Annotated in this window: 13 protein-coding genes; 1 reads left to right on the forward strand and 12 read right to left on the reverse strand. The window is 59.9% G+C overall.

The window, feature by feature from the left end; genetic code table 11:
* Window positions 1–167: 167 nt before the first annotated feature.
* From ACQR3R_RS04195 to ACQR3R_RS04220, 6 genes are all read right to left on the reverse strand, one after another.
* On the reverse strand, window positions 168–1,253 hold the full coding sequence (locus tag ACQR3R_RS04195) for an LLM class flavin-dependent oxidoreductase (protein WP_428270749.1): 1,086 nt from the start codon (window positions 1,251–1,253) through the stop codon (window positions 168–170).
* A gap of 40 nt (window positions 1,254–1,293) precedes the next feature.
* Complete coding sequence (locus tag ACQR3R_RS04200; protein ID WP_428270750.1) at window positions 1,294–3,876, reverse strand: TonB-dependent receptor plug domain-containing protein; 2,583 nt, start codon at window positions 3,874–3,876, stop codon at window positions 1,294–1,296.
* Between the two features lie 83 nt (window positions 3,877–3,959).
* Complete coding sequence (locus ACQR3R_RS04205; RefSeq protein ID WP_428270751.1) at window positions 3,960–5,549, reverse strand: ABC transporter substrate-binding protein; 1,590 nt, start codon at window positions 5,547–5,549, stop codon at window positions 3,960–3,962.
* Window positions 5,550–5,553: 4 nt separating this feature from the next.
* Entirely contained in the window at window positions 5,554–6,762 is a 1,209-nt protein-coding gene (locus ACQR3R_RS04210) for an LLM class flavin-dependent oxidoreductase (protein WP_428270752.1), read from the reverse strand.
* Between the two features lie 15 nt (window positions 6,763–6,777).
* Entirely contained in the window at window positions 6,778–8,001 is a 1,224-nt protein-coding gene (locus ACQR3R_RS04215; RefSeq protein ID WP_428270753.1) for a lipase family protein, read from the reverse strand.
* Between the two features lie 14 nt (window positions 8,002–8,015).
* Window positions 8,016–9,089: an ABC transporter substrate-binding protein gene (locus ACQR3R_RS04220; RefSeq protein ID WP_428270754.1), complete on the reverse strand. Its 1,074-nt coding sequence runs from the start codon at window positions 9,087–9,089 to the stop codon at window positions 8,016–8,018.
* A 315-nt stretch (window positions 9,090–9,404) separates the two neighbouring features.
* Here ACQR3R_RS04220 and ACQR3R_RS04225 point away from each other — a divergent pair, with 315 nt between their 5' ends.
* Window positions 9,405–10,484: a sigma 54-interacting transcriptional regulator gene (locus ACQR3R_RS04225; RefSeq protein ID WP_428270755.1), complete on the forward strand. Its 1,080-nt coding sequence runs from the start codon at window positions 9,405–9,407 to the stop codon at window positions 10,482–10,484.
* 18 nt (window positions 10,485–10,502) lie between these two features.
* On the opposite strand, the gene ACQR3R_RS04230 is transcribed toward ACQR3R_RS04225, so the two are convergent.
* Genes ACQR3R_RS04230 through purU form a run of 6 tightly spaced genes read right to left on the reverse strand, consistent with a single transcriptional unit; the run spans window position 10,503 to window position 17,277 of the window.
* Window positions 10,503–11,075, reverse strand: coding sequence for a sarcosine oxidase subunit gamma (locus ACQR3R_RS04230; RefSeq protein WP_428270756.1), 573 nt, complete (start codon window positions 11,073–11,075; stop codon window positions 10,503–10,505).
* A 3-nt stretch (window positions 11,076–11,078) separates the two neighbouring features.
* Window positions 11,079–13,976, reverse strand: coding sequence for a 2Fe-2S iron-sulfur cluster-binding protein (locus tag ACQR3R_RS04235; RefSeq protein ID WP_428270757.1), 2,898 nt, complete (start codon window positions 13,974–13,976; stop codon window positions 11,079–11,081).
* Entirely contained in the window at window positions 13,973–14,272 is a 300-nt protein-coding gene (locus ACQR3R_RS04240) for a sarcosine oxidase subunit delta (protein ID WP_428270758.1), read from the reverse strand. The genes ACQR3R_RS04235 and ACQR3R_RS04240 overlap by 4 nt, the downstream gene beginning before the upstream one ends.
* Before the next feature lie 13 nt (window positions 14,273–14,285).
* The gene (locus tag ACQR3R_RS04245; protein ID WP_428270759.1) at window positions 14,286–15,527 is read right to left on the reverse strand and encodes an FAD-dependent oxidoreductase; all 1,242 of its coding nucleotides are present in this window, start codon (window positions 15,525–15,527) and stop codon (window positions 14,286–14,288) included.
* The gene (gene folD / locus ACQR3R_RS04250; protein WP_428270760.1) at window positions 15,509–16,414 is read right to left on the reverse strand and encodes a bifunctional methylenetetrahydrofolate dehydrogenase/methenyltetrahydrofolate cyclohydrolase FolD; all 906 of its coding nucleotides are present in this window, start codon (window positions 16,412–16,414) and stop codon (window positions 15,509–15,511) included. Before folD ends, ACQR3R_RS04245 begins: the two co-directional genes overlap by 19 nt.
* A complete protein-coding gene (purU, locus tag ACQR3R_RS04255) occupies window positions 16,411–17,277 on the reverse strand; it encodes a formyltetrahydrofolate deformylase (RefSeq protein ID WP_428270761.1) in 867 nt (288 codons plus the stop codon). Before purU ends, folD begins: the two co-directional genes overlap by 4 nt.
* Between the last annotated feature and the right edge of the window lie 340 nt (window positions 17,278–17,617).

Raw genomic sequence — 17,617 nt, forward strand, 5'->3', positions numbered from 1 at the left:
CGGGATTTGTATTCGGGGCATCAACCCCGGGATCACCACGGACCGTAGGAGTCTGGCTTGCCAGCGATGGCGTCCTCGGAGTCGCCATCACCGGCAATCCGGTTTCCCACAGGGCTGTGTTAACGCCATAAATGACGGCATGCCAGGAAGGGCGTCTGCGGATGTTGTTACGCCACGCGTGCTTTGCGCCGTCGGGCTTCTTCGCGCACGGCGGGAATGATCCAGCGGCCGTAATCGACGGTGTCGTATAGCGGGTCGTAGCCGCGATTGAGGAAGGTGGTGACGCCCAAATCGACGTAATCCAGCAAGGCCTGGGCGACGGTTTCCGGGGTGCCGACCAGCGCGGTGGTGTCGCCGTAGGCACCGACAGCGGTAGCGGTAGGCATCCACAGCGCACGGTCGTGACGATCACCGCGTGCGGCAGCAGCCAGCAGGCGTTCGGAACCTGTGCCCTTGATACGCTTTTGCCAAGGGCTGCCAGCGGCGAACTGCGGATTGGCTTTGATCTGCGCCAGAATCTCCTCCGCACGCTGCCAGGCAAGTTCCTCGGTAGCGCCCAAAATCAAACGCACCGACAGGCTCACCCGTGGCGCATCCACGCCCGCAGCACTGGCCGCCGCCCGCAGTTTGCCAATCTGTTCGGCAACCCCGTTCAAGGGTTCGCCCCACAAGGCGTACAGGTCCGCATGCTTGACCGCGATCTGATAAGCGATGTCGGAGGACCCGCCAAAGGAAATCGGAATGTGTGGTTGTTGCAACGGCTTGACCGGTGAAAACGCACCTTTGATATTGAAATACTGCCCCGCAAAATCGAAAGGCTCTTGCGCTGTCCAGGTGCGGCGCACGATCTCCAGGTATTCATCGGTGCGCTTGTAGCGCTCGGTCTTGTCCAGCAGAAAGTCACCTTCCTGCGGTTCGGCGGTGATACCGGTGATGGCGTGCAGGCGAATGCGCCCGCCGCCCGTGATGTGGTCCAACGTGGCGAACGCTCGCGCGGCGACGGTAGGCGCGGTGAGACCCGGCCGGTGGGCAATCATGAACCCCAACCGCTCGGTATGCGCGGCGGCGTAAGCGGCGATCTGCAAGCTGTCGGCGCTGCCGGGACCGCTGGCGATCAGCACTCGATCAAAGCCTGCATGCTCATGCGCGCGGGCGTGGTGGCGAATAAAATCCAGATCAAAATCCGGGCTGCGCACGCCATGGGTCTCGGACCACTGGCGGGGGAAAATCATGCCGACAAATTCGATAGACATCGAAACACTCCTGATAGCGTTAAGCGGACGTGCCGCAGGCTTAAAACTGGTAATCCACCTGGGCCAATAACGTGCGGCCAGGCATGGGTTGCAGGAAGGTATTGGTGGAACCGGCAAGACCGCTGACGAAATTCAGTTCGTTGGTCAGGTTGAGTACCCGCAACGTCGTGCTCCACTGCGGTTGGCGGTAATACAGCGCCAGGTCGAGGTTGTATTCGTCGGGGATTTTTACTGTCTTGCTCAGGTTCAGGTACCAGCTACTGGTCCACCAACCTGACAACTCGGCACCGAAGCCTGAATCGAAGCGGTAGTCGACGTAGCCACTGGCGGTGTACTCGGGAATCTGCACCGCATCGAAGCGTCCGGACGGCCGTTGGTTAAGGCTGTTGTTGTCGCCGAACACCGTGCCATTGTCGGCAATGAAACCGGCCGAAGCGAAGCCCGCCTGCGAGGTGAACTCGTTATAGGCGCTGAGTTTCGAGAGGTTCAGGCCGCTGCGCAAATGATCATCCGGTTGGTAGCGAATGGTCGATTCCACGCCTTTGATCACCAGTCGCGCGATGTTGTTATTGCTGTCGGGGGACTGATCCCGCGCCTGCTTGAAAGCCGCCAGTGTCATGAACAGTTCATTGGGAACGGCTTCGACTTTCAAACCGACCTCGTGCAGTACGCTCAGGCTCTGGAACGCCAGCGGGTTGAGCTGGTTGGCACCCGCGCCGCTGCCCCAACCCAGGCCATTGGAGAAGAACCCGGTATTGACCGCCAGCGAGCGATCGAAGGTGTAATACAGCGTGCTGTTTTCGGTGGGTTTTACATACGGGCTGACCTGAAACGCAAACAGCCGATAGTTGTCGCTGTCTTTGCGCGGATTGCCGCCGGCCAAAACAAACGGGTTATCAATTTCCGCTTCGATCCAGCTGCGACTGGCGCCAATATTCAGGCCCACGCGGTCGCCAAAACGCAAGTTGTGCTGGCTGAATAAAGTCTGGGTAGTCCACGTGCTTTCGGCGGTGTAGGGCGCAACCGATTCGGCGTACAAACCGTGACCTGCGGGGTACATCGCTGGCAAATTCAGCCAACCGTAATAGTTGGAGAATTGCGCCACACCCGGTTGACCGATCCATGCAGCGTTACCCCCCGCTGGATTGGAACCGGTCAGCCCCAACAGCGTGCCGGGATTTTTACCGGAGGGATCCTGAGTCAAATCGTAGGCATTGATGGTCGACCCGAAGTTGTTGTTGGCCGCGATCGACTGGTTGAACTCACGGCGGTAGATCAGCCCGGTATTGCTGTCATCACGCAGCGTCAGGCCACCCAGTTGTGTTTCATTGCGCGAGCGGAATTCGAAGCGGTTATCGAAGATGTTGTCCTTGGACTGCACCTGGAAAGAGCCGACGGCATCGGTCATGTCTTTCGAGCGTTGGTAGAAAGTGTTGTTGGCCAGGGTGATGCTGGGTGTCAGGTCTGCCTCCACGCGCAGCTGCGTTGTAAAACGCCGCGAGCTGTTTTCGTCCTCGGCGCGCTGGCCGGTTTGTGACGACAGCGAGGTCAAGCCGTTGCCGGCCAGCGTTGGGTCATACACCCAGCCGCGCAAGCTGCCGGGGTTGCTTTGGGTGTTGGGTGAGGCCGTCTGAAAACTGCCGTCGACCACGCCATATTGCCCTTGGGCATTGCGCTGGCGTTTAACCCAGCCCAGCGTCGGCGCATCGGCAGCGCCGGAGGCCAGCACCGGTGACCATAACGTGTTGCCATTCTGGATGATCGGCGTTGCACGCCCGGCGTAGTACTTGCCGCTGTCGACCAGTTCCTGGCTGGCGCGGTTCCACCCGTGGGTGATGTTGTAGTCGTAGTAGTTGTCGTAACTGGCGTTCCAGTCGACCCGCACGTTGTCGTTGCGCCAGGCCAGGGCGCCGTAGAACGCGTCGAAGTTATTGTCGACGTTGTCGTAGAAGTCCTCCTGGCGCTGTTTGGTGATGCTGACCCGATAGGCGAGGTTGTCCGTCAGCGGCCCGGTATTGTCGACACTGAATTTGCTTGAATCGCGCGATTCACCGTCCGGGACCCAACTGCCAAGTTCGCCGCTGAGCTTGGTTTTGAACTCGGTAAAGTTCGGTTTTTTACTCAGATAATTGACGTAACCGCCACTGCCCGACACCGAACCGTAAGTCACCGAAGATGGGCCGGCGACGATGTCGGCCCCTTCATAGGCGTTGAAGTTTGCCGGGTGGCGCACGCCATAAGCACGCTGCCCGTCCTGGAATACTTCAGAGCCCTGGGCGCGAAACTGCGGAGCGATCCCGGCGTTCTGACCGCCACCACGGGTAATGCCTGGCGCGTATTTGACCAAGTCATCGGCGCTGCGGATTGAGTCGTTGGCCAGTTGTTCGGCGTTGACTTGTGTGACCGACCGCGGCGTATCGATCACCTTGGTTTCAGTACCGCCATAGACAGAGCCGGATGGCCGCGTGGGTAGCGCGTTGTCGTCAGGCTCGCTGGCACTGGCCTGAACCGTGACGGTTTGCAATTGCGTGTCTGCAGCGAACGCCGGCAACGCGAAGGTCGACATCACCGCCACGGCCAGGGCGGAGCGTTTTACAGGCAAACGAAAGGCGATAGAGGGCATGGCAAATGAGCCTCGAAAAATGATTTTTTGTGCACTGCAGTGGAACTGGGGGAGCCAGCAGGCTGGCTTCCACAGGGCTGACGTCAGGCGGTGTCTTTCAGCCAGAGTTTTTCAAAGCGCCAGGTACTGAACAGCGACTCTTCTGCCGCTGCGCCGCCCACCCGGTTGGCCACGCTGTCGAGCAAGTCGGCGTAACCCCAGATCAACATGCCGCCGCGCTCGTACTGGATTTGCTGGACCTGATGCACCAGAGCCTTGCGCTTTTCCAGGTCTGGCTGGGCCATGGCGGCAAGAAACAGCTCGCTGAATTGCGGGTCATTGAAGTGGGTCTTGTTGGACACTGCGAAGGGCGCGTCGGTATGAATCGCACTGGCCAGAAACGGTGCGCCGATGCTGCCCCCGGTACTGAGTGTCCAGTCGTTGCGCAGCGGTCCCTGGAACGTGGCCAGGTCCACTTGCTTGACCTTGAGCGTCACGCCGATGCGCTTGGCCTGTTCAGCCAGTACCAGTGCCGAGGTCAGCCCCGGGCCCGGTGTGGTCACCAGTTCCAGCTCAAGGTTTTCATAGCCCGCATCCTTGAGCAGTTGCGCCGCGCGTTGCGGGTCATGTGGACGTGGCCCCAGCGCGTGGTTGAAGGTTGGATCGCTCGGTGCATAGAGGTCGTTAGCCACGCGACCCTGGCCATTGAGCGCCCGGCGCACCAACTCTTCACGATCTGCCAACAGGCGAAATGCCTCGCGAACCCGTGGGTCGTTGAACGGTGGCTTGTCGAGGTTCATGTCAAACGACAGCCAGTTACCACTCACCGATTTGAGCACCTTGAGTCGCGGGTCGCGCTGCAGCACTTCCAGTTGTTCGGTGGGCATGACGTTCGCCATGTCGATCTGCCCGGAACGCAAGGCGGCCAGGCGTGACACCTGATCCTTGAAGTCGATGATTTCCAGTTCGTCGGCGTAGGGTTTGCCTTCTTTGTAGTAATTCTCGAAGCGGGTGAACAACGAGCGCTGGCCCGGGGTGAAGCTTTTCAGTTTGTACGGGCCCGCGCCGACCGGGTTGGTGACCGGGTGATAGTCGACCGGCACGATGCCGCCAAAATTGACCCAGGTTTCTGCCAGCGGCATGTAGCTGCGGCCATCACGGAAGTTCAGGCGCACGGTGCGCGAATCAAGTTTGACCAGGTTGTCGCGGTCCACCCAATGCAGCAGCGCAGCATATGGCGAGGCCAGTTGTGGATCGGTGAGGCGGCGGATGGAGAAGATCAGGTCATCGGCATCGATGGTTTTGCCATGGTGGAACTCAAGACCCGGACGCAAGCGCAGGGTCCAGCTGCTGGCGTCGGCGTTTGGTTCGGCAAACTCGGCCAGCGCCAGGCGCGGTTGCATCTGCTCGTCCCATTCCCACAGCTTGCTGTAGAGCGCGAAGCCGCGAACGATGCCGCTGCCAATTGGTTTGTGGGCGTCAAGATTGCCGCTCTGATTGCCGTCGAGAATGCCCAGGCGCAAGCGTCCGCCATACCGTGGCTGGTTATCGTCGGCAGCAATTGCCGTCGCCGGTTTGTCGCTGCCCTGGCCACACCCGGCCAGCAGGCCACCGCCGAGCAACAAGCCACCGCCAAGCAGTGCGCTGTGGCCGAGAAAATCCCGGCGACTGAACAGTGAATGATCTTCGCTCATGGCATCAGGCTCCGGCCGGACCGTTGGCGGAGCGCAGTTCCAACGGCGCCAGGTGGGTGCGACTCAGCTCGGCGCGCTCGCTGCGAAAGTGCGGCAGGATGTGCTCGCCCAAACGGTAGGCTTCTTCCAGGTGCGGGTAGCCCGCGAGGAAGAACAGGTCGATGCCCAAATCGTTGTATTCACGAATCCGCGCCACGACGTTTTCGTAGCTGCCGACCAACGCGCAACCTGGCGGAATACCGATGTAGCCGAACCCGGTCCAGACGTTGGGGTGGATGAAGAAATCGTCGAAACTCTGGGTTTCGGTTTTCTGCGCGAATTCGCTTTCATAGCTGAGCTTGCGTGCGGTGCGCAGCCCGGCGTGCGCTGCCACGGCTTTGACTGCACCTTTGGCAATGCCCTCATCGAAGAAACGCTTGGCTTCAGTGCGCGCCAGTTCTTCGGTTTCGCGGGTGATCACGTCGATTGACAGGCCGAAACGAATGTCGCTGCGCCCGTGCTTCAGTGCGCGTTCGCGGATGTCGGCGATCAGCGCTGCAATCTCGTCCGGATGCTCGGCGCGCATCAGGTAGAAATCCGCGTGTTTGGCGGCGAACTCACGGGCGGGAATCGACGAACCTGCGGTGCAGATCAGCGGCAGCTCGGCTTTCTTCAACGGACCGCGCAAACCGCCTCCTTCGGCTTTGTAGAAAGTACCGTCGTAATGGAAGTTCTCGTTGTGCCAATAGCCCTTGACCACGTCCATGAATTCGATGGCGCGCTCGTAGCGTTCATCATGATCGCTGAAGTCACCGACCTGGCGCTGTATGGCGTCCGAGCCGCCATTGATGATGTTCCAGACCAGCCGATTGCCAGTGGCGCGCTGATAGGTCGCCGCCTGCTGCACCGCCACCCACGGCGTGTAGTGATAAGGCTGGAATGCGGTGACGAATTTCAGCGTGCGGGTTTCCCGGGCCAGCAGCGAGCAAACGGTCCACGGTTCTTCACCGGACGGCGCGTTGACCATCAGCGCTCCACCGAAGCCGTTGATTTCCGCGGCCTTGGCGATCTGCCCGAGGTAGTCGATGTAGGTGAAATGATCGCCCACGCTGAAGGCCGAGACCGCGCCAGTGCTCGGCCCGCCACGGTGCCAGTCACCCCGATTGCGCGGGTCGCCGGGCAGGAACTGGGTTTCGCCATGCAGCGGCAGGCGGGTGAAAAACTCAATGCTCATATCGAGTGCTCCGGCTTACTGCACGCTAGGGCTGCAGATCGGGATGATGGGTTGGTCATTGATGACTTTGTGCGCAAACGGCACCGAGTCCTTGAGTGACGCGTTGACCGTCTCGCTGTGGCCGAGGCCTTTGTACAGATGGCCTTCAACCACCGACCCGGTTTTGCAGGCGTCCTGCATCAACGCAACTTGGGTCGAGGCCGCCGGGGTTTTATCTTCAGCACCGGTGCCGATGAAAATCGGCTGGGCGAGTTTCAAGGTCGGGTACGACACTTGTTTTTGCCACGCCGCCAGTTGATTGCCCTTGTAGTCTTTTTTGGCGTTGGCCGGCGTCAGGCCGACGCCGATCACATCGCTGACCAACGAGGCGAGGCAACTGGTGCGGGCCTGTTCGAACAGGGGCAGTGCCTTGTCGGTGTAGAAGTCCTTGGGGTTGATGCTCGGGTCATACTGTTGTGCCGCCAGCAGGGTGTAAAAACCGTAGGCGAGCGAGGCGTCGACTTTATTTTCGTCCTGTTCACCGACATTTTTCGCGCCGACGGTGTAGATCACACCGGTCCCGATGCTGCCTTTGACACCCAGGCCCGGTGCATACGTCGGGGCATAAGCTGCCGAGGCGAAAGCGCCCGCGCCACCTTGCGACTGGCCGATAATCAGCACTTTGTTGGCCAGCCCCGGAACGCCGGCGATCACGGCTTTGGCGGCATCGAGAATGCCGTAGGCAGCCATTCGATTATTCAGCAGTGGATGACCGCCCGGAACACCGAGGCCCTGATAGTCGGTGGCCACGATGGCATAACCTTCATCCAGCCAGCGGCTGAGGTATTGCACGTCTCGGTATGAGCGCCCCTGCCAGGATGGCGCGCACACATCGGCGATACCGACAGTGCCATGGCCCCAACTTGCAACCGGCCAGCCACCGGCAGGTGCTGTGCCTTTTGGCAAAAACAACGTGCCTGACACCACGATCGGCGTCTTGTTGTCGATACCGTCGGTGGACGTGTAGAGAATCCGTTTCGCACTGGCGGCGTTCGGCAAGCTCAGGGTTTTTTCCAGTGGCTCGCTGCGCAGCAGTTTGCCCGGCGTAGCTGGGATCACCTCTTGCCAGGTATAGAACGCCGAGACGCGGCCGTCACCTTGCTGTGGGTCGGGTTTTGGCGCATGCACACCGGCGGCCAAGGCACTCATCGACAACGCCAGTACGCTTAAGCCAAACACACATTTTTGCGGCAGTTTCATCAGGATGTCCCTATTCATGGATTGTTGCTGACCTGGCCACGCAGGGCAGGCCAGTAATCGGTAAGTTTCAAATCGATCAGCGCCTGGTTGGTGAAACCGGTGGCCAACGATGGGGAGATGTCGTAGTTATCGCGAATCAAATGGTTGGCCAGGGCATACGCGGTCAGTGCCTGGTAATGGGCCTTGAGTTGTTGATCGCTTTTTGGCGCCCAGCGGTCTTTCCAGGCCACGGGATCGTTCTGGTCGTCGCGACGCAAAACGCTTTCGGCCGTGCCGGCGCGCGAAGAGAGTTGGTAGTAGGCATCCTTGTTCTGTTCCTGGGAGATCCACCACGCAGCCTTGATCCAGGCCGTGGCCAGCAACTGGGTGATGTCCGGGTGCTGCTGCACAAAACTGTCGGTGCCCCACAAGTCGGAGATCAGTCGCCAGTCATTGGCACCTTGTTTGGTTGACCAGATGATTTTGCCGACGCCTTTGTCTTCCAGTGCGTAGGCCTCACTGAGCAACACCGCCGCGTCGACTTTGCCGGCAGAAACTGCGGCCGCACCGACTTGCGGGTTGAGGTTGGCGATCTTGAAATCGTCGAGGGTCAAGCCTTTGCTGGCGAGGAAGTTGCTGAAAGCGAACTCCCACGGACGCCCGCGATGCAGGGCCAGGCGTTTACCCTTGAGGTCTTCGATGCTGTTGGCGCTGGAGCTTGCCGGCACTACCAGGTAGATATTGTTGCCGCTGCCACCGGGCACGATCAGTTTGCCCGGCACGCCACCGGCCCCGGCGATCACCGAGGGCAGGTCACCGCGTACGGCGAAGTCGATGCTGTTGTTGCTGAAGCCTTCGTTGATCTGCGGACCGGCGCCGGCATGCGGCAGGGCGATCCACTCCAGTTTGACCCCGCGCTGGCTCAGCTGTTGTTCGAGCCAGCCGTCCTCGATGACCCTCCCGGCGATCCCGCCGAATACCGGTTTGCCACCTTGCGTAAAGGCGACGATGGCGATTTTTACCGACGTCGGTGCCTGTTCGGCCAGCGCGGTGGCGCTGAGCAGGAGGCCGGTCAATGCGACCAGGCTGTTGCGCCAGAAACGATTCATTGAAATCTCCCTAAAAATTCCATTGCGGGTAAACGCGGTGATGCAAGGGAGAGAGCAGATTGCATGCCACAGCACTGAAAACAGGCTGCAGGGCTTGTGGGGCGGGGCTTTCAGGTTTCAGGTCGAAGACCTTGAAGCGGATAGGGTGTTGATGGGCAAGCAGGCAGGTGCGTGGTCATTGCTGCTCCAGCAGCAAGGCAGGCGCAATTGCAACGCATATTCAATGTAGGAATATGTACATACTAATTTAGACTTTTTTAGTCTAAATAACTTCATGCACTATTGAGCACGCGCTTTTATTGCCAGGAATGCACCATGTCGCTGATCACTCATCCACACGCTCGCGAATTGACCAAATCGGTGCGAGCCACCGTACTGGTGTTCAAGGACCCGCGTTCCCAGGAACTGCTTAGCCGCATCGAGCGCCTGGCGCCCAGTGAAGCCAACACTTTGATCATTGGTGAAACCGGCACCGGCAAGGAACTAGTGGCGCGACACATTCACAAACTCAGCCGCCGCGGACACGAACCCTTTGTGGCGGTGAACTGCGGTGCCTTCGCTGAAACGTTGGTGGAAAGCGAATTGTTCGGCCACGAAAAAGGCGCTTTCACCGGCGCGACCACGAATAAGGCCGGGTGGTTTGAAGCCGCCAATGGCGGCACGCTGTTTCTGGATGAGATCGGTGATCTGCCGCTGAACATGCAGGTCAAATTACTGCGCGTATTGCAGGAACGCGAAGTGGTGCGTCTGGGGTCACGCACACCGATCCCGATCAACGTGCGGCTGGTGGCCGCAACCAACGTCAATCTGGCGGATGCGGTGGTCGCCGGGCATTTTCGTGAGGATTTGTTCTACCGCTTGCACGTCGCCACCATTCGCCTGCCACCGCTGCGTGAGCGGCCAGGCGACATCCTGCCGCTGGCGGAGTTTTTTCTCGAAGAACACTGCCAACGCCTGGGCTATAACCGCGCGACACTCAGCATCGAAGCCGAGCGCAAGTTGCTGGAGCACAGTTGGCCGGGCAACATCCGCGAACTGGAAAACTCCATTCACCATGCCTTGCTGGTGTGCCGTAATCAGCGCGTTGCGCCGGGGGATTTGCACCTGGTGGACATGCGCTCATCCGGCATTCGTCAGGAGCAGGCCGCCCACCCACAGTCTGTGGTGGCCGGCCCGGTGGACCTGGAATCGGCGCTCAATGCGCTGTTCGAGCAGAACATTCCGGACCTCTACGAACACATCGAAGAGACCATTTTCCGGGCTGCGTACCGTTATTGCCACGGCAATCAGCTACAGACCGGTCGCTTGCTGAACATCAGCCGCAACATCGTGCGGGCCCGACTGGAAAAGATTGGCGAATTGAACAAGCCGCTGACTGCCGCGCCCTCCCTTTGACCGGAGGACGCGGAGCGTTCAACCGTTGAACTCCTGCAGGGCGTCGAGCAACGCGCCCCGAAAATAAGCTTTCGATGCCAAGTCGCAAAGGATGTGCAAACGGGCCTGTTGCGCGGTGCCGGAGTTGATCACAATCACGTTGATCCGTGCCGCCGAGGTTTGTGCCACGGCGCCCGTACCGAATGCCGAAGGGCTCAGGTCGACACCGCACAACTTGGCCATCACCTCGCTCAGGTGCTCGCCCGTCAGTTGAAAACAGGCGTGGCTGTCCTGACGCGGCAGCAGGTAATTGGCCTGGTGATCAAGCTCCCAGCGCGCTTCTTCATCGGCTATTCGTTGGCCCTGATCGTCGACACTGCCGAGCAACAAATACTCGGTTTGTGACAGCCTTGCCACGCAGCTGCCATCCACTTGAGCGACGGCGCGGTTGGGCGCATCCGGCAGTGCAAAGTGGCGGCCACGCAGGTAGTCGGCGCTGTGCGCGCCGCGAAACCCAACCCGTGGCAGGTCAGTCAAATCAGTCAGGCTGCAGCGTGGCAACGAGGCCAAGGCATGCGGTTGAGTCAGGTGTTGTTCGTTGAGGCTGGTCATGGCTTAAAGCTCCTGACGCTGATTGTCGGGATCGAAGAACGGCAACTTGACCACTTCGGCGTGGACCACGATGCCGCCTTCGACGCGGATCGGAATCCGTTGCCCCGGCGTACTTTGGTCGATGCCGGCATAGGCCAGACCGATTATTTTGTTCAGCGACGCGGAGTACTCGCAGGAAGTGACGTTGCCGCTGATGTCTGCACCGTTCAGCACGAGGTGGCCTTCCAGGGGTTGCACGCTGCCCTTGGGCAGGCTGAAACCCACGAGTTTGCGTTTCAGCGGTTGCGCTTCGAGGATATCCACTGAGCGCCGGCCGACGAAAAACGGCTTGGTGCGGCTGACCGCCCAACCCATGTCGATTTCTGCCGGATGGGTCATGCCGTCGGTGTCCTGGCTGATAATCACGTGGCCTTTTTCCAGCCTTAGCAAGCGCTGGGTTTCGACCCCGAACGGGCGGATGTCAAACGCCTTGCCGGCTTCGACCAATGCGTCCCACAGTGTGACGCCGTGGCGTGCCGGGACGTGGATTTCATACCCCAGTTCACCGACAAAACCAACACGCAGCAAACGAGCCTTGATCCCGGCCACGGTGCCTTGGCGAACGCCCAGATAAGGGAACGCGGCGGCGCTCAAGTCGAGGTCGGTGCAGAGCTGTTCCAGTACCTTGCGCGAATCCGGCCCGGCCACGTTTACTGCGCAGATCGCGGCGGTGACGTTGGCGACATCGACGTCCAGGCGCCACTGTGCGTTCCACTTGAGCATTTGCTGGTAGATGCGATCAACGCCGCTGGTGGTGGCGGTGACGTAGAAGTGATGCTCGGCAAACCGCGCGCAAACCCCGTCGTCGATCACCACGCCATGTTCGTCGGTCATCAACGCATAACGCGAGCGGCCGATCGGTTGTTTCATGAAGGCAAAGGTGTACATGCGGTTCAGCAGTTCGGCGGCGTCCGGGCCGCGCACGTCCAGACCCCCCAATGTCGAGACATCGATGAGGCCGACCTTGTTGCGCACGTGCAGCGCTTCGGCCTGCATGCACGCTTCACGTTGGTGGGCATTGCCGTAATACGCCGGGCGCTGCCAGATACCGGCGGGCATCATTTTGGCGCCCGCTTGCACGTGGCGAGCGTGCATCGGCGTTTGCCGGTACGGGTCGAACGCACGCCCCGCCACATGCGCCAGTTTTTCCGCCACAAACGGCGGTCGTGCCGTGGTCACCCCGGTTTCGCTGATGTTGCGCTGGGTTGCCCAAGCGACCAGTCGCGCAGTGGGCAGCGCCGAGTGACGGCCCTGAGACGGGCCCATGCCCACCGTCGAATAGCGCTTTACCAGTTGTACATCGCGATAGCCGATTCTGGTCGCGTTGACGATGTCGGCCACTTGCAGATCCTCGTCGAAGTCGACGAAGTCCTTGCCTTTAGGGTGCGGGAAAATCGGCCAGTTGAAGTTGACCCGCGCCTCGCCGTGGAAGGCAACCCGTTGCGCGCCAACCGTCAGCCCCAGTGCAAGCGCGGCCTCAGTACCAGCGTTCACGCCGTCGGCGATTACGTTGTCGAGCTGGTGCCGACCATTGACCGAGCCGGCGACACTCAGATTCTGCGGCAGGCCGCTGAGGGTGAACTCTGCACGCTGATCGTCGTACGCCAGTTTGCCGCCGGCCTGGCACAGCAGTTGATAAACCGGCATGTAGCCGGCAGACATGCACAGCAAATCGCAGTCGAAGTGCAGGGCATTCTCGGCCACCTGGCCTTGTGCGGTGATCTTGCGCACCTCGACACCGCTGACATGGCGCATGCCTTTTTCGTGCAGGGCCTCAAACACAGTGCTGTTGCTCAATGAACGAATGCTGCGTTGTGCCAGTGCGCCTGACAGGGCGGTATCGGCCGGCCCGTTGCGCAGGTCGACAACGGCCGCCACCTCGACACCCTGATCATGCAGATCGAGCGCCGCGAGGTAACCGTCATCGTTACCCGTCAGCACCACGGCGCGCTTGCCGGGCTTGACCGCATACAGTTTCATCAGCCGTTGTGCGGCGCTGGTGAGCATGACGCCGGGCAAATCGTTGTTGCGGAAAATAACCGGTTGATCGAACGAACCGCTGCACACCAGGCATTGCCGGGCGCGAACCTTGTACAGGCGCTTGCCCTGAATAACCGGCAGGTAGTTATCGGTAAACCAGGCGTTACAGGTTGCCTCGGTGAGGATCCGGATATTGGCGTGTTGCGTGACAGCCGTCAGCAGTTCGCGGCGCAAGGTTTCGGCGCGCTGGCCTTCAATGTCGAACCGGCCATAAGTCAATGACCCCCCCAGCACCGATTGCTGTTCGATCAGCAACACCTTGGCCCCGGCATTCGCGGCGGTCAGCGCCGCGTGCAAACCAGCGGGACCGGCGCCAATCACCGCCAGGTCGGTGAACAGGTAGGCCTTGTCGTAGTACTCGGGTTTGAACGTCAGGTCGAGCACACCCAGGCCGGCCTTCTTGCGAATGATCGGCTCCCAGATTTTCCACATGCCTTTGGGCTTGTAAAACGAACGGTAGTAGAAGCCTACCGGCATGAATTTGGAGAACTTGCCCAGATAAGCATCACGGTCGTGGTCCAGCGAGCCGTTGACGTTTTGAGCGCTGACCCGCAAGCCCTGGGACAACGCGTGCGCGTCAGCCAAAACGTTCGGTTCTTCGGGCAGTTGCACCAGGCTGTTGGCATCCTGGCCAGCCATGGTCAACGGACCGCGTGGGCGGTGGTATTTGAACGAGCGCGAGATCAGGAAGCGACCGTTGGCCAACAAGGCGCTGGCGATACTGTCGCCTTGCAGGCCCTGATAGCGGTCACCATCGAAACTGAAATCCAGTGGCTGATCCCGGTTGATCAGCAGGCCCATCGGTGCGGGTAGGCGGTTCATCCTGCGATCTCCTTGGCGGCACTGAATTGGACACGGGTGGTGAACAGTTCTTTGGGGTCGAACGTGCGCAGAACTTCATCGGTAACGGTGTGACGCTCGGCCAGAAACCAATAGCTGGAGGGCGTGTGCATCCACCATTCACGAACCACGCCGGCCCGGTTTTCGGTGTTGAACACGTAGTCGGCCCATTCGGCGTCGCTGCAATTGAGGGGGTCAGGCATGGTCTTGAACTCGCCGCCGTAGGTGAATTCGCTGATGTTGCGCGGCCCGTTGAGCGGGCAAATCATGATTTTCATTGTTCGCTCTCCGTCAGTGGCTGGCCGCTGTGGCGCCCATTTCGTTGACTTGCTGGAAGGTCGAGAATCGCTCAAGCGCAAATGGCTTGATCAGGTCCGGCACCTTGCCGCCGCTGGCGACCAACTCGGCCATGGTCTTGCCGCAGATTGGCGTGGCTTTGAACCCCCAGGTTCCCCAACCGGCGTCGAGGTAGTAATTCTTGACCGGCGACAGGCCCATGATCGGGCTGTAGTCCGGTGTCATGTCGGTGATACCGGCCCATTGCCGCATCAGTTTGGCGTTGGCCAGGAACGGGAACATTTCGATGGCGTGGGCCAGTAGGCTTTCCTTCAACTCCATGGTCGAGCGGGTATTGAACAAGGGATACGGATCGGACCCGCCGCCAAACACCACTTCGCCACGGCTGGTTTGCTGCACGTAGCAGTGCAGGGCGGAGGAGCTGACCAACGGGTCCAGGAACGGTTTGAACGGCTGGGTGACCATCGCTTGCAAAGGGAAGGTCTGGATCGGCGAACGAATGCCGGCCTTCGCCATCATCAATGAGCTATGACCGGCAATCGCCTGCACCGCGCACCCGCATTGGATGGTGCCGCGATTGGTTTTTACCGCCGTGATGGCGCCGTTTTCGATCACCAGGTCTTGCACTTCGGTGAGTTGATGAATTTCCACGCCGCGTTTGGCAGCCTGCTTGGCATAACCCCAGGCCACGGCATCGTGGCGCGCGGTGGCGCCGTCGATGTGCCAGAGCCCCGCGATCACCGGTAAATGGCCGGGGTCGAGGTTGAGGCTGGGCACCAGTTCACGAATTTGCTGGCGGTCGATCATCTCGGTGCGCCCGCCAAAGTGCTTGTTGACTTCCGCTCGCTGGCGGAACGAACGCACGGTGGCGTCGGTATGCGCCAGCGTCAATTGGCCGCGCTGCGAGTACATGATGTTGAAATCGAATTCGTTGGACAGCGACTCGAACATCCGCACCGACTCGGCGTAAAAACGCACGCCTTCACTGGTCAGGTAGTTGGAGCGAATCACTGCCGTGTTGCGTGCAGTATTACCGCCGCCCAGGTACGACTTTTCGAGCACGGCGATGTTAGTGATGCCGTGGTACTTGGCCAGGTAATAGGCGGTGGCCAGTCCATGGCCCCCGGCACCGATGATCACCACGTCATAGCTTGGCTTGAGTTCCTTGGGCGGTGGTAAATCGACCTCGACCGGGTACTCCGAACTCAGCCCGTACTTCAGTAGATTGAATGGCATACGGCCTCCGATTGGCTGCGTTGGGCCAGGTGTTGGTTAAGGGCGGCGGTCACGGTGTTTTTCATCAGGAAGGCAATGGTCATCGGCCCGACACCGCCGGGCACCGGGGTAATCGCACTGACCTGGGTCAGCGCACTGTCGAAGTCGACATCGCCCACCAGGCGACTGCGGCCATCGTCGTCAATGCGATTGATCCCGACGTCGATTACCACCGCGCCGGGTTTGAGCCAGTTGGCATCGATCAGGCGTGGCTGGCCGACAGCAACAATCACGATGTCGGCCTGCCGGCACAGCGCCTGTGGGTTCGGGCTGCGCGAGTGCAGCACGGTGACCGAGCAATCGGCCTGCAGCAGCAGCGCAGCCATCGGTTTGCCGACAATGTTTGATCGACCGATGACCACCGCATGCTTGCCGCGCAAATCGCCGCAGGTTTGCTTAAGCAAGTACAGGCAACCGCTGGGCGTACACGGCGCGAGTACTGCGCGGCCCTGGCTCAGGCCGCCGACGTTTTCACTGTGGAAACCGTCAACGTCCTTCTGCGGGTTGATCGCTTGCAGTGCACGTAATTCGTCGACATGGGCCGGTAAAGGCAATTGCAGCAGAATGCCGTGGATCGAGCGATCGGCATTCAGGCTATTGATCAGGATCAGCAATTGCTCGGTGCTGATATCCGCCGACAGCCGATGTTCAATGGAGCGAATACCCACTTCTTCGGCGCGCAGAATCTTATTGCGCACGTAGACCTGGCTGGCCGGGTCACTGCCCACCAGAATCACCGCAAGGGACGGTTGAATGTCGCGCTCGCGCAGGCTGTCCACGTCTTCGCGAACCCGCTTCAACAACTGAGAGGCGCATGCTTTGCCATCGATCAATGTGGGCGCGTTCACCGGAAAATCACCGTTCTGTCCTGATTGAGGAAAACCCGGTGTTCGAGGTGAAATTTGACCGCTTTCGACAGGGCGACGGTCTCTGTGTCACGCCCGGTGGCGACCAGGTCGTCGGGCAGGTAGACGTGATCCACGCGCTGCACTTCCTGTTCGATGATCGGGCCTTCGTCGAGGTCGCTGGTCACGTAATGCGCGGTGGCACCAATCAACTTCACACCGCGCTGGTACGCCTGGTGATAGGGCTTCGCGCCCTTGAACCCCGGCAAAAACGAGTGGTGAATGTTGATCGCGCGACCTGATAGTTGCTTGCAAAGGTCGTCGGAGAGGATTTGCATGTAGCGCGCCAACACCACCAGTTCGGTGCCGGTGTCGTCGACGATTTTCATCAGTTCGGCTTCCTGGCGGGCCTTGGTGTCTTTGGTTACCGGCAAATAGATGAAGCGAATACCTTCACGCTCGGCCATGGGCCGCAAGTCGAGGTGGTTGGAGACAATGGCGGTGATCGTCATGTCGATCTCGCCCTTGTGGTGGCGATACAGCAGGTCGCTGAGGCAGTGGTCGTACTTGCTGACCATCAGCATTACGCGCATTGGCTCGCGGGTGTCATGCAGCTCCCAGGTCATGTCAAACGCTTTGGCGACATCGCTGAAACCGTCCTTGAGGTGCTGGATGTCACCTGGGTAATCGTCATTGAAGCGAAATACCGCACGCATGAAGAACCGGCCACTGAAGTCGTCATCGAACTGCGCCATCTCCCCGATGTAGCAACCGTTGTCCGCCAGATAAGTGGTGACCGCTGCGACAATGCCGGACACCGCCGGGCAGGTGACTTTGATGATGAAATGGTTTTTTTCGTGTTGCATGACACGTCCTCGGGAAGATAGCGGCAGCTCATCGCAGGGCGAAAAAAACGCAGTAAACGGCACGCCTCATCCTTGGGCGTATTTCTTATGGGGAATAAAATATTCCTGTTGGTGGCTTTATAAGGGGAATGACGCCAGCGCGTCTAGAGGTTTGTGAAAGTTTTTTAACTGCTGGGAAACTATTGTGGCGGGCGAGGGTGTGTCAGAGCCGGCGATGTTGACTGTGAAGTCGCCATCACCGGCAAGCCGGTTTCCTACGGATTTGCGTTAGCGCTATCAATCTCGGCATTCACCGCCGACCTGTAGGAGTCTGGCTTGCCAGCGATGGCGATTCCGGAGT

Origin of the sequence: Gordonia sp. IEGM753 (assembly GCF_050321825.1) — a bacterium.
Classification (GTDB): domain Bacteria; phylum Pseudomonadota; class Gammaproteobacteria; order Pseudomonadales; family Pseudomonadaceae; genus Aquipseudomonas.

Excerpts from the sequence above, each read along its gene's own strand:
- purU (WP_428270761.1), bottom strand. The coding sequence starts at position 17,277 with ATGCAACACGAAAAAAACCATTTCATCATCAAAGTCACCTGCCCGGCG.
- ACQR3R_RS04230 (WP_428270756.1), bottom strand. The coding sequence starts at position 11,075 with ATGACCAGCCTCAACGAACAACACCTGACTCAACCGCATGCCTTGGCC.
- ACQR3R_RS04210 (WP_428270752.1), bottom strand. The coding sequence starts at position 6,762 with ATGAGCATTGAGTTTTTCACCCGCCTGCCGCTGCATGGCGAAACCCAG.
- ACQR3R_RS04225 (WP_428270755.1), top strand. The coding sequence starts at position 9,405 with ATGTCGCTGATCACTCATCCACACGCTCGCGAATTGACCAAATCGGTG.
- ACQR3R_RS04215 (WP_428270753.1), bottom strand. The coding sequence starts at position 8,001 with ATGAAACTGCCGCAAAAATGTGTGTTTGGCTTAAGCGTACTGGCGTTG.
- ACQR3R_RS04195 (WP_428270749.1), bottom strand. The coding sequence starts at position 1,253 with ATGTCTATCGAATTTGTCGGCATGATTTTCCCCCGCCAGTGGTCCGAG.
- ACQR3R_RS04205 (WP_428270751.1), bottom strand. The coding sequence starts at position 5,549 with ATGAGCGAAGATCATTCACTGTTCAGTCGCCGGGATTTTCTCGGCCAC.
- ACQR3R_RS04220 (WP_428270754.1), bottom strand. The coding sequence starts at position 9,089 with ATGAATCGTTTCTGGCGCAACAGCCTGGTCGCATTGACCGGCCTCCTG.
- ACQR3R_RS04245 (WP_428270759.1), bottom strand. The coding sequence starts at position 15,527 with ATGCCATTCAATCTACTGAAGTACGGGCTGAGTTCGGAGTACCCGGTC.
- ACQR3R_RS04240 (WP_428270758.1), bottom strand. The coding sequence starts at position 14,272 with ATGAAAATCATGATTTGCCCGCTCAACGGGCCGCGCAACATCAGCGAA.
- ACQR3R_RS04200 (WP_428270750.1), bottom strand. The coding sequence starts at position 3,876 with ATGCCCTCTATCGCCTTTCGTTTGCCTGTAAAACGCTCCGCCCTGGCC.
- ACQR3R_RS04235 (WP_428270757.1), bottom strand. The coding sequence starts at position 13,976 with ATGAACCGCCTACCCGCACCGATGGGCCTGCTGATCAACCGGGATCAG.